Consider the following 12,808-nt stretch of genomic DNA (forward strand, 5'->3'; position numbering starts at 1 on the left):
ATCATGTCAATTTATCATGATACATCGCTAATGATGCGGAATAATAATCCAATTTCGTGACTAAATTGAGCATCATTATACTGTACGTGCATTGAGATGGGTGCTTAATATAAAATATGCATTCTAGATTATTTGACATTCGGCAACTTGAAGCATTCGCAGCAGTCATGTCCGCTGGTAGCGTGACCGGGGCAGCGAGGCTCCTTGGCCGCTCGCAACCTGCCGTCAGCAGATTGATTCAAGATCTAGAAGCCGATCTAGGCTACGCACTGCTCCATCGCAGTGGACCGCGCATCACGCCGACGTCGCGAGGCTTGCAGTTTCATGCGGAAGTCGAACGCCACCTTGCCAGCCTGACGCATATCCGCGAGCGGGCAAACGCTATTGGTCTTGATGAGCCAATCTCGCTCACCATCGCCGCCACGCCCTCGCTTGCGGCTGGCGTTCTTCCGCGGGCACTTGCGGCTGTCTCGCCGGATCTCATTCCTCGCCATCTCCATATTCAGGCATTGGCTGCCGAAAATGTCGTGCAGGCCGTTCTCGCCCGCTCGGCGGACTTCGGCATTGCCAGTCTCCCTTTGGAACATCCGGGCCTGGATGTGCACTGGATTGCCGATGCACCATGCGTCGTCGCTCTTGCCGTAGACGATCCTCTCGCAGGAAATGACGTGGTGCGTCTCGCCGATCTTGCCGAGCGCCGTATCATCACTTTGGCCAATCCGTTCCGATTGCGCCATCGCATTGACGAAGCTTTGGCGCGGGCGGGCGTCGCGCCGCAGCGGATTATCGACGTTAATTCCTCCATGACGGCACTCACGATGGTCCGCGTCGGACTTGGGGTGGCGCTCGTTGAACCAGCGACCGTTGTTGGCGTGCCGCTGGAGGGGATCGTGATGCGAACGCTCGACCAAACTATCCCCTTTCTGTTCGGCGCGATCTCGCCTGCCGCACATCCGCTGAGCCCGACCGTCGCCGCCGTGATTGACGCTGCCCGTGCCGTCGCACTGGCCATGCCTGGCTGTCGCCTGCGCGAGTTGGGTGGCGACGGGGCATTGGCCGAAGCCATCTATGGAAATAGCATAGTGCCGGAAGGAACGCTGTCATGAGCGAGCCTTCCATTTTGCCAACCGGCCTCGATGCATTGGAGGCACGCCTGCGGCAGGATCTTGCCTGGCTGGAGCTGCCTGCCAAGTCCTGGGTTCCCCCGCGCATGGCAAATGGCAAAGCAGTTGTCGATGTCGTCATCATCGGCGGCGGCATGGCTGGCCTTGTCGCCTCCGGTATGCTCAAACGGCTCGGCGTTGCCAACCACATCGTTCTCGACAAGGCCCCTGCTGGACAAGAGGGGCCGTGGATCACGTTTGCGCGCATGCGCACCTTGCGCTCACCCAAGCAATTGACCGGACCCGCCATGGGGCTGCCTGCCCTTACTTTCCGGGCATATTATGAGGCCCGCTATGGTATTGAGGCCTGGGCTGCTCTCGACCGGGCGCCGCGCGAAATCTGGATGGACTATCTGATCTGGTATCGCCGGGTGCTTGAACTGCCGGTCCGCAACAATATCTCGGTGGATGCAATTCTTCCGCGCGACGACGGCATGCTCGATCTGATTTGTGAGCAAGACGGCCGCACCGAAACGATAATCGCCCGCCATGTGGTGCTCGCGACGGGTCGAGATGGTCTGGGCGGTCCATATGTGCCCCCTATCGCCGACGGCATTGAACGGAAATTCTGGGCTCATACCGCCGATGAGATTGATTTCGCGGCGCTGAAAAACAAGCGTGTCGGGGTTATAGGCGCTGGCGCATCGGCGATGGACAATGCTGCGACAGCGCTTGAAGCTGGGGCGGGACGCCTGGACATGTTTGTGCGCCGCAAGGAACTGCCACGGATCAACAAGTTCACCGGCATTGGCAGCCAAGGGGTTGTGCACGGATTTGTGGGCCTTCCGGATGAGTGGAAGTGGCGATTCCTGGACTATACGATGGGTCAGCAGACGCCGCCGCCCCGCCCGAGTGTTCTGCGGGTCAGCGCGTTCGCGCAAGCTCATCTTCACCTGGGAAGCCCCATCACCTCGTTGGAGCACCACGGAGACCATATCGTGGTGGTGACTCCGAAAGGGCGTTATCCCCTCGACTTCCTGATTTTCGGGACCGGCTTCAGGATCGACGTGATCAATCGGTCGGAACTTGCTGCGGTCGCACCGTCTATCCGCTTGTGGCGCGACAGGTTCCCCGTCCCGGCAGATATGCAAAACAACGAGCTGCAGGCGTCGCCCGATCTTGGAGAAGCATTCGAATTCCTCGAAAAAGAACCCGGTGCATGCCCGGCCCTGTCAAAGATTCACTGCTTTAATTTCCCGGCGACCCTGAGCCACGGCAAGCTCACGGGCGACATTCCCGCAGTCAGCGAGGGCGCCGATCGTCTCGCGCGCGGCATCGTAAAAGCGCTCTTCGTCGAAGATCGCGAGCGTCACTTCGCTGATCTTCAGGCGTTCGATACACCCGAACTAAATGGAGACGAGTGGGTCGACAGCGAAACCCCGACGAATTGTGCAACCCCTTCCGAAAGGACATTGATCTGAAATGCTTGAGCTCAAGAACCTAAAGCTGTCCTACGGAAAGACGCAGGTCCTCAATGGCGTTGATCTCGTTGTCAATCGCGGGGACGTGGTTTCGATCATCGGCCCCAGCGGCACCGGCAAGACCACGCTCCTGAAGTGCATCAATTATCTGGCAAAGCCGGCATCCGGCACAATCGCCTTCGATCAAATCCGCATGGACTATGAAAAACCGGATAAAAACGCGATCCAGGCGATCCGGCTTCGCACGGCCATGGTTTTTCAGCAGTTCAATGTCTTCAAGAACATGACCGTCATCCAGAATGTGATGGACCCGCTCATAGTTGTACAGCGAAAGTCAAAAGACGAAGCTCATGCCATTGCGCTGCAAGAGCTTGACCGTGTGGGCCTGTCCGACAAGATCGACAGCTATCCATCCCAGCTTTCAGGCGGGCAACTTCAGCGGACCGGCATTGCGCGCGCGCTCGCCGTCAAGCCGGATGTCATGCTGTTCGATGAACCAACGTCATCACTCGATCCTGAGCTTGTCGGCGAAGTTCTCAAGGTTATTCGTGACGTCACATCGTCTGGAATCACCTCGCTCCTTGTCACCCATGAAATGCAGTTCGCCAAGAATGTCTCGAACCGCATCGTGTTTATGGATCGCGGCGTCGTCGCATCTCAAGGTAGTCCGTCCGAAATTTTTGACGCTCCGTCAAATCCGCGTCTTACGCAATTTCTCAACTCTGAACACGCCTTTTAAAGAAAGGATACCCCGATATGTCTTCATACCAATCAATCTCGCGTAGAGCCTTTGGCCTTGCCGTAGCTGGCGTCGCAATTGCCGTCGTTACCACTGGCGCAGCTCTTGCCCAGGATGTTCGTACGATAAAGATCGCCACTGCAGCGGAATCCAAGCCGCTGTCCTGGGGTGCAATCGGTGTCGAGCCGCAGGGTTACGAACCTGATGTGCTCAAGGCGATCAATGCCAAGCTGCCTCAATACAAGTTCGTCATGGAAGGCGCTGCAGACATTGCGCAAGAGACCGGCCTTGTCACCGGCAAATATGATATCGCGACCGGCGGCTACTACCGGGCGCCCGCTCGCGAAAAGCAGTTCCTCATCCCTGAAAGCCCAATCGGCGCAAGCCTGATTAAGATTTACAGCCGTAAGGACAGCGGCATCAACGAGATGAAAGATCTGGTCGGCAAGAAGATCGTGCCCGTCACGGCTGGCGGCGGCATCTACAAGTTTGCCACGGCGTGGCAGGAAAAGAACCCCGACACCAAGATCGAGATCACCGCATCCAGTGCCGGCATCCCTTATCCTGACCGTCTGAAAGAAGTCGAGAACGGCAAGTATGATGCGCTCGTCCTGCCTTCCAATCTCGGTGAGCAGACTGTGATCGACCAGCAGAAGCTCAACATCAAGGCGAGCGAACCAGTTGCGATCAACAACACCTTTATCCTGATCCATCGCTCCGAAGAAAATCAGGCTCTCTCCGAGGGCATCGACAAGGCTTTGAAGGAACTCAAGGCGGACGGCACACTCGCCAAGCTGTCGCAGAAATGGTTTGGCGAAGACATCACCACCTACATGAAATAACGCCGCGCCTGACGGTCAAAGCCCAAACTGAAAGAAGGAGTGCAAGGTGGATCTTTCGATAATGGTTCCCGAGTTGTTGAAGGCATTGCCGCTGACGCTCGCGATAACATTCACGGCCATGATCGTCGGCTTCTGCCTGGCGTTGATCGCAACGACGTTCCGGGTGCGCAGGATACCAGTGATCAGCCAACTGGCTGACATTTACGTGTCCTATGCCCGGAGCGTCCCTGTGGTGCTCCAGTTGTTCGTAGCATTTTACGGGCTTCCTCTGGTGGTAGCCCTATTCGAGGTTGAGGATTTCGTGTCACCGAACGTCGCTGCGATTGTCGGTCTCAGCCTCTATCATGGCGGTTATCTGTCAGAGGTCCTGCGTCCAGCCTACCTCGCCATTGACCGGGGCCAGCATGATGCAGCCGACAGTCTCGGCTACACATTTCTAAAGAAGCTTTTGCGCATCGTCGGCCCGCAGGCTATCCACATCGCCCTGCCCGGCTACGGCAATGCCATCATCTATCTCATCCATAACGTGGCACTGGTCATGTATATCGGCGCGGCTGATGTGATGGCGACGGCGCATCTTGTCATGGAGCGGGACTACAACCAGTACCAGTTCGAAACCTACCTCGTGCTGGCGGTAATTTATTCGCTTTTATGCCTGGTGGCATGGCTGATTGTACGCTTTTTTGAAGCGCGAAACGCAAAGTTTACCTCCAACACCACGCCGGCCGCAGCCACACTGATGCCAAGCGTCTGATTGAAGAGAAGTTCATCACATGTTCGCTTCCGAAGTCCTCCTCCCCGATCTGTACGACATTCTTGGCGCTGTTCCCGTTACACTCGGCATGGCGCTGATCATCTTTGTTTGCTCAACGATTATCGGCAGTTTGTTCGCGATGATCGAATACCGACGGATTCCCGTACTGCGTGAAATTGTGGTCGCCTATAAGGTCGCTTTCAAGGGTGTCCCAATGGTTATCGTGATCTTCCTCGCCTATTACGGGCTCCCGCCAGCCACGCGTTTCCTCGCTTCCCTTGTCGGGTTAGATTACAATGGCCATGCAACTCCAAACTGGGTGACGCTCATTGTCGCCTTGACCGCTTGTGTTGCAGCATTTCAGGCTGAGGTCGTGAAGGGTGCGCTGAATTCTTTTGACACTGGCCAAGCTGATGCGGCCTATTCGTTGGGCTACAAGAAGAGCCAGGTGTTTCGGCGTGTCATGCTTCCGCAAGTGATTGTTGCGGCCATCCCGGACCTTGCCAATTCAATCATGGTGATCATGAAGGCGCTATCCCTGGGGTTTGCAATCGAGGTTGTCGATATTTTCGCCCAATCACAATTGAGCGCTGCGCTGAATTTCTATTATCTGGAAGCGTTTCTCATCGCCGTCGTGGTTTACATGGTCATTGCCTATATCGTCACATATGCAGCAGACCGAATGGAACGTGCCCTTAGGGTTTGGGCGTAGCGACCAAAGATTACAGGATCGAGGGTGTTACGCTTTCGCGCATGCGCTGACGCTCTGCGACCACCAGCATATCCAGAAATGCCTTGACCTTGGCGGGGCGAAACCGGGCGGCAGGAAATACGGCATGAATACCTCCTTGCGGCAATGACCATTCCGGGAAAAGTCGTACGAGTTTTCCAGCTTGCATATCGGCCTTGGCCAAGTAGTCGGGAAAAACCGAAACTCCAATTCCTGCCAGCGTGCAGGCATAGGCTGACGGTGTCTTGTCCGCCATCATGATGGGACGAATTTCAACGGTCAAAGCTTCCGTTTGTCCGCGTGAAAACGTCCAGCGAAAAGGGTTCTTCAAAGCCCCATTGGCGATCCATGGTAGGTTGCACGCCTCTGCTGGGGTTAAGTCAGCTTGAATGCGAGCGGCAACAGACGGTGTTGCGGCAAGTATCTGTTCAAACGTGCCGATCCGACGCGCCTGATGACTGGTATCGGTTAGCCATCCGACTCGAATCGATAAGTCGATTTGGTCAGCGATCAGATCGCTCACGCTGTCGTCGAAGATCACGTCGACCCGCATCTGTGGATATGCCTGCATATACGATGCAATCGTGGGTGCTACGACAGCAGTGCCATAGTCGAGCGGGGCCGTTAACGTCAGCGTTCCTGACGGCTCCGTGCTGCGAAGCGACAATTCCCCGTAGGCGGCTTCCGCCTCTCTTAAGATGAGTATGCAACGCTTATAGAACAGATTGCCCTCTTCGGTTGCATGTAGACGGCGTGTCGTACGCAAAAGCAGCGTTACGCCCAGTTCCTCCTCAAGGCGCGCGATTTGATGACTGACGACCGCCTTGGCGACGCCGAGACGATCAGCAGCCACTGTGAATGAGCCCGCTTCGATAACCGAGGTAAAGAAGATGAGCCGGTTCAGATTGAGAAGATCACGCATGTTTGTCTCATTAAATCGTACAGTCTGTATGATTGATTGATATTTATTACCGCATCAAGGCGTGAAATAAAGCGGGAAGAGAAATCAGCCTCGGGAAACATCTCATGATCACGCGCCGCGAAACCTTTAAGCTCGCCGCTATTGCCGGCTTGGCGACAGTCCTGCCCCTCGCCTCCGCTCGCTCTAGCAGCAGTGCCCTTGCATGGACGTTTTTCCAGGCAAACGAAGCTGGATTCCGCCGCACGCCGGTGCTTTTGACCGGTGAGAAAGACGCAATTCTGATCGATGGTGGTTTCACTCTTTCCGACGGTAAAGCCGTCGCGGCCGCCATCAAGGCGACTGGCAAGAACCTGACAACGATCTATGTGAGCTGCAACGACCCGGATTATTATTTCAGCCTACGCCCGATTGTTGAAGCCTTTCCGAAGGCGGCGGTCATTGCCAAGCCGGTCACTGTCGCGGCGATCAAAGCCAATGTTGAGGCCAAGCTGGGTGTTTGGGGACCGCAATTAAAGGAAAACGGTCCGCAGACACTCGCAGACGTCGTGATTCCGGAAGCATCGAGCGCTGCCTCGCTTGACCTTGAGGGAAATACGATCGAGATCGTTGAAATCCCGGACATGCACGACCGTCGCTATCTGTACGTTCCCGCACTCGAAGCGGTGTTCGGCGGCGTGCTGGTCGATTCCGGGAATCATGTCTGGATCGCAGATACAGCAACGACCGAACTGCGCGCGGCATGGGTCAAGGCGCTCGACGGAATCATCGCGCGCGCACCGAAAATCGTCGTTCCTGGACATCAGGTCGAAGGGGCCCCGCAAGGCATTGATGCCGTCATGTTTACGCGTGATTATCTTATTGCTTTTGACAAAGAGATGGCTCGCACGAAAAACAGCGCGGAACTGATCGCAGCCATGACCAAGCTTTACCCGAACCTCGCCGATGTCTCTTCGCTCGAACTCGGCGCGAAGGTGGCAAAGGGCGAGATGAAGTGGGGCTGAACCTCTATTATATTCATCCAATATTCATCTGAAAAAGCTCATTCTGGACGCCTCATTCAGGAGGAATAAGCATGAGGAAAATAGTATCTGGAATTTTCGCAGGCGCTTTAAGCTTAGCAATGGGAGTCACGTCCATCATTCCGGCATCGGCGGCTCCATTTGTCCCTGCCCCGCTCGAAATCAAATCGAGTGTCGAGCAGGTTCAATACCGACATGACAGGCGCTGGCGTGGCCATCATTGGCGGGGCCATCGCGGCTATCGCCACTCCCGTCCAGGCTATCGCCGCCACAATGATGGCTGGTGGTATCCATTGGCTGCCTTTGGCGCGGGTGCGATCATTGGAGGTGCAATCGCCAATCAGCCTCGCCGGGTTGCCCCGGCCCGCGGCAGCGCCCATGTGCAGTGGTGCTATAACAAATATCGTTCGTACCGTTCATCGGACAATAGCTATCAGCCCTATGGCGGCCCGCGCGCCCAGTGTTATTCACCCTATAATTGATAGCGATGCGTGAGAGGCGGCTTTTCGAAGCCGCCTTTTCCTTTGTTGTCCTCTCGCAAATACCTCCCCGACGAGACCATTTGTTGAATATAGCCCCTGCCCGCCACATATGCGGATGACTGCCGGAAAATGACCAGAATCATATTGGCAGTGTGATTGATGAACTTAATCCCCAATCTGGAGACCGGTTTGACAGCGAAAAGAGCTTTGGTTCTGGTGAACCCCTATGCACGCCGTGGCAAGGCCGGCATTGTTCAAGTCCGGCAACTGCTGGATCAGGCTGACATTGATGTCATCGAAGATACGCCCAGCCGCGGCCAACCCCTTTCTGATCTTATTCACAAACATGCAGGAAACATTGATCTGGTGATTGTCGGAGGCGGTGATGGGTCGCTGAACGACTGCGCCAAGGCTTTGCTCGATACCGGTCTTCCGCTGGGTGTCCTACCGCTCGGTACCGCCAATGACTTTGCCCGTACAATTGGCATTCCTCTGGATATTCCCGCTGCCATCAACAGCATCGTCGAGGGCAAAACGACACTGGTCGATCTCGGCGACGCCAATGGATTTCCGTTTTTCAACGTTGCCAGCATTGGTTTCAGTGCAGATCTGGCTATGTCACTGACAGAAAAAGCCAAGAAATATTGGGGCAAGCTTGGTTATGGTCTGGTTGCAGCGCGGCTTCTTGCGGACTCCCGCCTTTTTACCGCAACTCTCGAACATGATGGGATAAGCGAAGAGCTGCGCACCTTACAGATCGCGGTAGGCAATGGCAGGCATTATGGCGGCGGCATGACTGTTCATGAGGATGCGACGGCGACCGATGGCCTGCTCGATTTTTACAGTCTTGAGGTTGATCACTGGTGGCGTTTGCTCACTCTGCTGCCAAGTCTGCGGAAAGGCACCCATGGTCAATGGGATGATGTGCGGGCCTTTTCCACCAAGGATCTGACGATTCGCACACGCAAACCACGTCGCGTTAATCTCGACGGTGAGTTGAAAACAGAAACGCCGGTTCGCTTTACCATCCGCGAAAAGGCAATCGCCGTTTTTGTGCCTTGAGCCGGCCGCACGCCAGTTAAGGCAGAACCAGCAATACCGGCAAATGGCCGGATGCGTGCAGGGCTTGCAGCAATAGTGCGAATGGTAAGGCTGCGAAATAGTGAAGCGAGTCGAGAAGACCGGTGGCTGCGGCTTCAGTTGAATAGCTGGGCAGTCTTCCGGGGTGCCAGTGGCGCAATCCGGGAATGAATCGCCGGACGTGCCGCCTGTAATATTCATATTCGGTACCGTGCAAGTTAGCCAGAAAACGCTCTTCTCTGGCGATTTTCGATGAAAAGATCATCATTGCTGTGATGCCCGCAGCAAAGCCATGACATATTTCCCCCGACCACTATGAACTACACAGTCAGATAGAGCTGTCAGATTGCGCTTGCATTACGCTGAAGCGATTGCGCCTATCAAAAAGCAATGTTATCGATGCGTCGAACATTGAGTATTTTACCAAGAAAGGAGGGCTGCACATGAACGGACCATTCCACCAGCATCGTCGGCGCGGCCCTGTCTACGCCCTGCAATCGCGTTTGCAGGGCTGACCGGAAATCTATTTCAACTTCATATCCTGGTCTGCCCTTCGTTGAGAGCAGCGCCCAACCTGAAATTCAGGCGCGCTGCCAATCGATAATCACCGAGTAATCGCGGGAATATCCCGCCATGGATTCGCATCAGAGATGCAGTATCTGCTCGGCAGACCAGAGAATGAACATGACTTTGATCAACGTCAGAAACCTCGGCATCACCCTTGGTGCGCCACTTTTCTCCAAACTTAATCTTTCCATCGCAAATGGCGACCGCCTGGGTATTGTCGCGGCCAACGGGCGGGGTAAATCCACCCTTCTACGCTGTCTTAACGGCGATCTCGAACCAACGACCGGCGATATCACCCGCACACGAGGTCCGCGGGTTGGGCATGTCGAGCAGGTCGTTCCGCACAAACTCATGGGCGTGGCTTTTTATGAGGCGGTGCGCCTTGCCCTGCCCGCTGACCAGATCGACAGTGAGAGTTGGCGGGTTGATATTGTACTGGACTCGCTCGATGTGCCCGAAGAGCTTCGCCAGCGTGCGCTATCGAAACTCAGCGGAGGCTGGCAAAGGCTGGCCATGCTTGCCCGCATTTGGGTGACAGAGCCGGATGTTCTGTTGCTGGATGAGCCGACAAATCATCTTGATCTCTCCAAGATCAACCAGCTGGAGCGTTGGATCAATGATCTGCCGTGCGATGTGCCGCTTGTCATCTGCAGCCATGACCGCGCATTTCTCGATGCGACGACAAACCGGACGCTGTTTCTTCGACCTGAGAACTCGCAGATATTCTCGCTGCCTTATAGCCCTGCCCGCCAGGCTTTGGACGAGATTGATGCATCGGAAGCGCGGCGTTTCCAGCGCGATATGAAGGTCGCGCAGCAACTGCGCCAACAGGCTGCAAAACTCAACAACATCGCCATCAATTCGGGTAGCGATCTGTTGACAGTCAAGACCAAGCAACTCAAGCAAAGGGCGGAGCGGCTGGAGGATGCCGCCCGACCGGCGCATCAGGAACGCTCTTCCGGGGCAATCAAGCTTGCCAATAGCGGCACTCACGCAAAGGTTCTGGTAACGCTGGATGAGGCAGCCGTGTTAACGCCCGACGGTATGCTTCTGTTCAACTCGGGAAAACGCTGGATATGTCAGGGTGACCGTATCGTCCTTCTGGGCTTGAACGGCGCGGGAAAGTCACGCCTTGTCGATATGATCCGCAAGTCTATCATTGATCCGGCAACATCTCAGGTTGGGGTAAAGGCAACGCCTTCTCTGGTTCTTGGCTATGGCGATCAAGCATTGTCGGACCTCTCTGACAGCTCAACGCCGTTCAATACAATCAGCCGCCGGTTTGATATTGGCGATCAGCGGGTTCGCACGCTTCTTGCAGGCGCTGGCTTGGGAATCGATATCCAAAACAAGCCAAACAGCATTCTTTCGGGCGGACAAAAAGCCCGGCTTGGAATGCTGGTTCTGCGCCTGTCAACCCCCAACTTCTATCTTTTGGATGAGCCGACAAATCATCTGGATATTGACGGTCAGGAAGCATTGGAAAACGAATTGATGGCGCATGAGGCAAGCTGTCTGGTTGTTTCGCATGATCGCAGTTTCGTTCGGGCAATAGGCAATCGCTTCTGGCTTATCGAGAAGCGTCGCCTGATTGAGGTTGAAAGCCCGGAAGAATTTTTCGCGTCCTTTGCCAAGACCGCCTGATGACGCAAAAATGTTCCGGCGAAGCCCCCATTTCGCCGGAACATTTTAGTGGATGATTGTGGTAGCTTTTCCACGAGTCGCACACACCAAACAGGTCTTTTCAAGGGAATATCAAATGACTGATCTATCGTCCTTCCCCATTACTAAAAAGTGGCCGGCACAACATCCTGATCGCTTGCAGCTTTATTCCTTTGCCACGCCCAATGGTGTGAAGGTTTCCATAGCCTTGGAAGAACTTGGCCTGGCCTATGAAGCCCACACGGTCAATATCGGTGCCAATGAGACATGGACGCCGGAGTTCCTGTCGCTAAACCCAAATGGCAAGATTCCGGCGATTATTGATCCGAACGGGCCTGGCGGCGAGCCACTAGCCTTGTTTGAATCAGGCGCGATCCTGCTTTACCTTGCCGAGAAGACCGGCAAATTGCTTCCCGCTGATCCTGCCAAGCGCTATGAAACCATCCAATGGGTATTCTTCCAGATGGCAGCCATCGGGCCAATGTTCGGTCAGGTCGGTTTTTTCTACAAGTTTGCCGGTCGTGAGTATGAAGACAAGCGGCCGCTTGAGCGCTACCGCGCTGAATCGCAACGTCTGCTTGGTGTTCTTGAAACGCGCCTCGAAGGGCGTGAATGGATTATGGGCGAAGAATACACAATCGCAGATATTTCGATGCTTGGTTGGGTGCGAAACCTTATCGGCTTTTATGGAGCTCGCGAAATCGTGCAGTTCGACGCGCTCAAGAATGTTCCAGCTTGGCTGGAGCGTGGCCTGGCTCGCCCCGCTGTGCAACGTGGTTTGGATATCCCCAAACGTCCAGCATGAAGCTCACAATCAGGCAGTGTTGAAACTGTTTGCATTGAGAATGCGTTATCCTACACCATAAATAATCTGAGGCCGGGGTCGTTATAATCCCGGTCCCGGCCCATCCCGAAAGGATTGGATACTTGGTAGTAGATGATTTTGATGAAGACGATGAAGATGCATGGGCTGTTCATAATTCCCAGGGTTGGTATCTTGCGATCTTCGGTATCGGTGTCGCCTTCGCAGCTTTGGTCGTCTATATTTGCTGAATTGCCGGTCGCAATTCAGCCCGTACTAATCCAGTGCTGCACGCGCATTTTCTAAAGCACGCATTGCCGCAAACAGCACTTCCCTGTCGCGCTGATGAGCCTCAAATAACTCGACAAAGGCGGGGTTGCTGATTTCATGCGGCCGTGGTGCAGATTTTGCACGCAAAAGGCTTTGATCGGCCGCAATTTTAGCAATGGAAACCTGATGTTTGGCCGCGTCGATGCGGGAAAGCGCCTGACGCATTTTGGTATTGATGGTCGTGCGTATTGCCTGCCCTGACAGCACAGATGCCAGAAGCTTTTCGCCGGCCACCGCCGGATTTTCATTTGGAACGACTCGTTCGTTCATCTTGGTTACGCTTTCTGTCCATGAT

At 55.0% G+C, this 12,808-nt stretch carries 15 protein-coding genes; 12 read left to right on the forward strand and 3 right to left on the reverse strand.

Annotated features, from left to right (window positions below):
- Positions 1 to 116: 116 nt before the first annotated feature.
- From V9K92_RS20080 to V9K92_RS20105, 6 genes are read left to right on the forward strand one after another with little or no spacing between them, the layout of a single operon-like run.
- A complete protein-coding gene (locus V9K92_RS20080; RefSeq protein WP_115053081.1) occupies positions 117 to 1,106 on the forward strand; it encodes a LysR substrate-binding domain-containing protein in 990 nt (329 codons plus the stop codon).
- On the forward strand, positions 1,103 to 2,584 hold the full coding sequence (locus V9K92_RS20085) for an NAD(P)/FAD-dependent oxidoreductase (RefSeq protein WP_337354756.1): 1,482 nt from the start codon (positions 1,103 to 1,105) through the stop codon (positions 2,582 to 2,584). Before V9K92_RS20080 ends, V9K92_RS20085 begins: the two co-directional genes overlap by 4 nt.
- Position 2,585: 1 nt before the next feature.
- Entirely contained in the window at positions 2,586 to 3,323 is a 738-nt protein-coding gene (locus tag V9K92_RS20090) for an ATP-binding cassette domain-containing protein (protein ID WP_115053083.1), read from the forward strand.
- A 17-nt stretch (positions 3,324 to 3,340) separates the two neighbouring features.
- Positions 3,341 to 4,165, forward strand: a complete 825-nt coding sequence (locus V9K92_RS20095; protein WP_337354757.1) for an amino acid ABC transporter substrate-binding protein — start codon at positions 3,341 to 3,343, stop codon at positions 4,163 to 4,165.
- A 46-nt stretch (positions 4,166 to 4,211) separates the two neighbouring features.
- Positions 4,212 to 4,919 carry an amino acid ABC transporter permease gene (locus tag V9K92_RS20100; protein WP_337354758.1) on the forward strand — a complete coding sequence of 236 codons (708 nt, stop codon included), beginning with the start codon at positions 4,212 to 4,214 and terminating at the stop codon, positions 4,917 to 4,919.
- Positions 4,920 to 4,938: 19 nt separating this feature from the next.
- Complete coding sequence (locus V9K92_RS20105) at positions 4,939 to 5,631, forward strand: amino acid ABC transporter permease (RefSeq protein ID WP_115053086.1); 693 nt, start codon at positions 4,939 to 4,941, stop codon at positions 5,629 to 5,631.
- Positions 5,632 to 5,641: 10 nt separating this feature from the next.
- Here the strand turns inward: V9K92_RS20105 and V9K92_RS20110 are convergent, their stop codons facing one another.
- Positions 5,642 to 6,571 (reverse strand): LysR family transcriptional regulator, encoded by a 930-nt coding sequence (locus tag V9K92_RS20110; RefSeq protein ID WP_337354759.1) that lies wholly within the window; start codon positions 6,569 to 6,571, stop codon positions 5,642 to 5,644.
- A gap of 104 nt (positions 6,572 to 6,675) precedes the next feature.
- On the opposite strand from V9K92_RS20110, the gene V9K92_RS20115 reads away from it, so the two are divergent.
- From V9K92_RS20115 to V9K92_RS20125, 3 genes are all read left to right on the forward strand, one after another.
- A complete protein-coding gene (locus V9K92_RS20115) occupies positions 6,676 to 7,572 on the forward strand; it encodes an MBL fold metallo-hydrolase (RefSeq protein ID WP_307284975.1) in 897 nt (298 codons plus the stop codon).
- 71 nt (positions 7,573 to 7,643) lie between these two features.
- A complete protein-coding gene (locus V9K92_RS20120) occupies positions 7,644 to 8,072 on the forward strand; it encodes a BA14K family protein (RefSeq protein WP_336440110.1) in 429 nt (142 codons plus the stop codon).
- Between the two features lie 189 nt (positions 8,073 to 8,261).
- Positions 8,262 to 9,134 (forward strand): lipid kinase, encoded by an 873-nt coding sequence (locus V9K92_RS20125; protein ID WP_336440111.1) that lies wholly within the window; start codon positions 8,262 to 8,264, stop codon positions 9,132 to 9,134.
- A gap of 16 nt (positions 9,135 to 9,150) precedes the next feature.
- Here V9K92_RS20125 and V9K92_RS20130 read toward each other — a convergent pair whose 3' ends face one another.
- Entirely contained in the window at positions 9,151 to 9,420 is a 270-nt protein-coding gene (locus V9K92_RS20130) for a hypothetical protein (RefSeq protein WP_337354760.1), read from the reverse strand.
- Between the two features lie 416 nt (positions 9,421 to 9,836).
- Between V9K92_RS20130 and V9K92_RS20135 the strand changes: the two genes are divergently transcribed.
- From V9K92_RS20135 to V9K92_RS20145, 3 genes are all read left to right on the forward strand, one after another.
- The gene (locus V9K92_RS20135; protein WP_337354761.1) at positions 9,837 to 11,363 is read left to right on the forward strand and encodes an ABC-F family ATP-binding cassette domain-containing protein; all 1,527 of its coding nucleotides are present in this window, start codon (positions 9,837 to 9,839) and stop codon (positions 11,361 to 11,363) included.
- Positions 11,364 to 11,478: 115 nt separating this feature from the next.
- Positions 11,479 to 12,186 (forward strand): glutathione S-transferase N-terminal domain-containing protein, encoded by a 708-nt coding sequence (locus tag V9K92_RS20140; RefSeq protein WP_115053091.1) that lies wholly within the window; start codon positions 11,479 to 11,481, stop codon positions 12,184 to 12,186.
- 122 nt (positions 12,187 to 12,308) lie between these two features.
- A complete protein-coding gene (locus V9K92_RS20145) occupies positions 12,309 to 12,434 on the forward strand; it encodes a hypothetical protein (protein WP_307284959.1) in 126 nt (41 codons plus the stop codon).
- 25 nt (positions 12,435 to 12,459) lie between these two features.
- On the opposite strand, the gene V9K92_RS20150 is transcribed toward V9K92_RS20145, so the two are convergent.
- Positions 12,460 to 12,783, reverse strand: coding sequence for a hypothetical protein (locus V9K92_RS20150; RefSeq protein WP_115053092.1), 324 nt, complete (start codon positions 12,781 to 12,783; stop codon positions 12,460 to 12,462).
- Positions 12,784 to 12,808 lie beyond the last annotated feature (25 nt).

The organism is Phyllobacterium sp. CCNWLW109, assembly GCF_037203905.1.
Classification (GTDB): domain Bacteria; phylum Pseudomonadota; class Alphaproteobacteria; order Rhizobiales; family Rhizobiaceae; genus Phyllobacterium; species Phyllobacterium ifriqiyense.

Coding starts and splice junctions, on each gene's coding strand:
- V9K92_RS20080 (WP_115053081.1), top strand. CDS start 117: ATGCATTCTAGATTATTTGACATTCGGCAACTTGAAGCATTCGCAGCA.
- V9K92_RS20085 (WP_337354756.1), top strand. CDS start 1,103: ATGAGCGAGCCTTCCATTTTGCCAACCGGCCTCGATGCATTGGAGGCA.
- V9K92_RS20090 (WP_115053083.1), top strand. CDS start 2,586: ATGCTTGAGCTCAAGAACCTAAAGCTGTCCTACGGAAAGACGCAGGTC.
- V9K92_RS20095 (WP_337354757.1), top strand. CDS start 3,341: ATGTCTTCATACCAATCAATCTCGCGTAGAGCCTTTGGCCTTGCCGTA.
- V9K92_RS20105 (WP_115053086.1), top strand. CDS start 4,939: ATGTTCGCTTCCGAAGTCCTCCTCCCCGATCTGTACGACATTCTTGGC.
- V9K92_RS20110 (WP_337354759.1), bottom strand. CDS start 6,571: ATGCGTGATCTTCTCAATCTGAACCGGCTCATCTTCTTTACCTCGGTT.
- V9K92_RS20115 (WP_307284975.1), top strand. CDS start 6,676: ATGATCACGCGCCGCGAAACCTTTAAGCTCGCCGCTATTGCCGGCTTG.
- V9K92_RS20120 (WP_336440110.1), top strand. CDS start 7,644: ATGAGGAAAATAGTATCTGGAATTTTCGCAGGCGCTTTAAGCTTAGCA.
- V9K92_RS20130 (WP_337354760.1), bottom strand. CDS start 9,420: ATGATGATCTTTTCATCGAAAATCGCCAGAGAAGAGCGTTTTCTGGCT.
- V9K92_RS20135 (WP_337354761.1), top strand. CDS start 9,837: ATGACTTTGATCAACGTCAGAAACCTCGGCATCACCCTTGGTGCGCCA.
- V9K92_RS20140 (WP_115053091.1), top strand. CDS start 11,479: ATGACTGATCTATCGTCCTTCCCCATTACTAAAAAGTGGCCGGCACAA.
- V9K92_RS20150 (WP_115053092.1), bottom strand. CDS start 12,783: ATGAACGAACGAGTCGTTCCAAATGAAAATCCGGCGGTGGCCGGCGAA.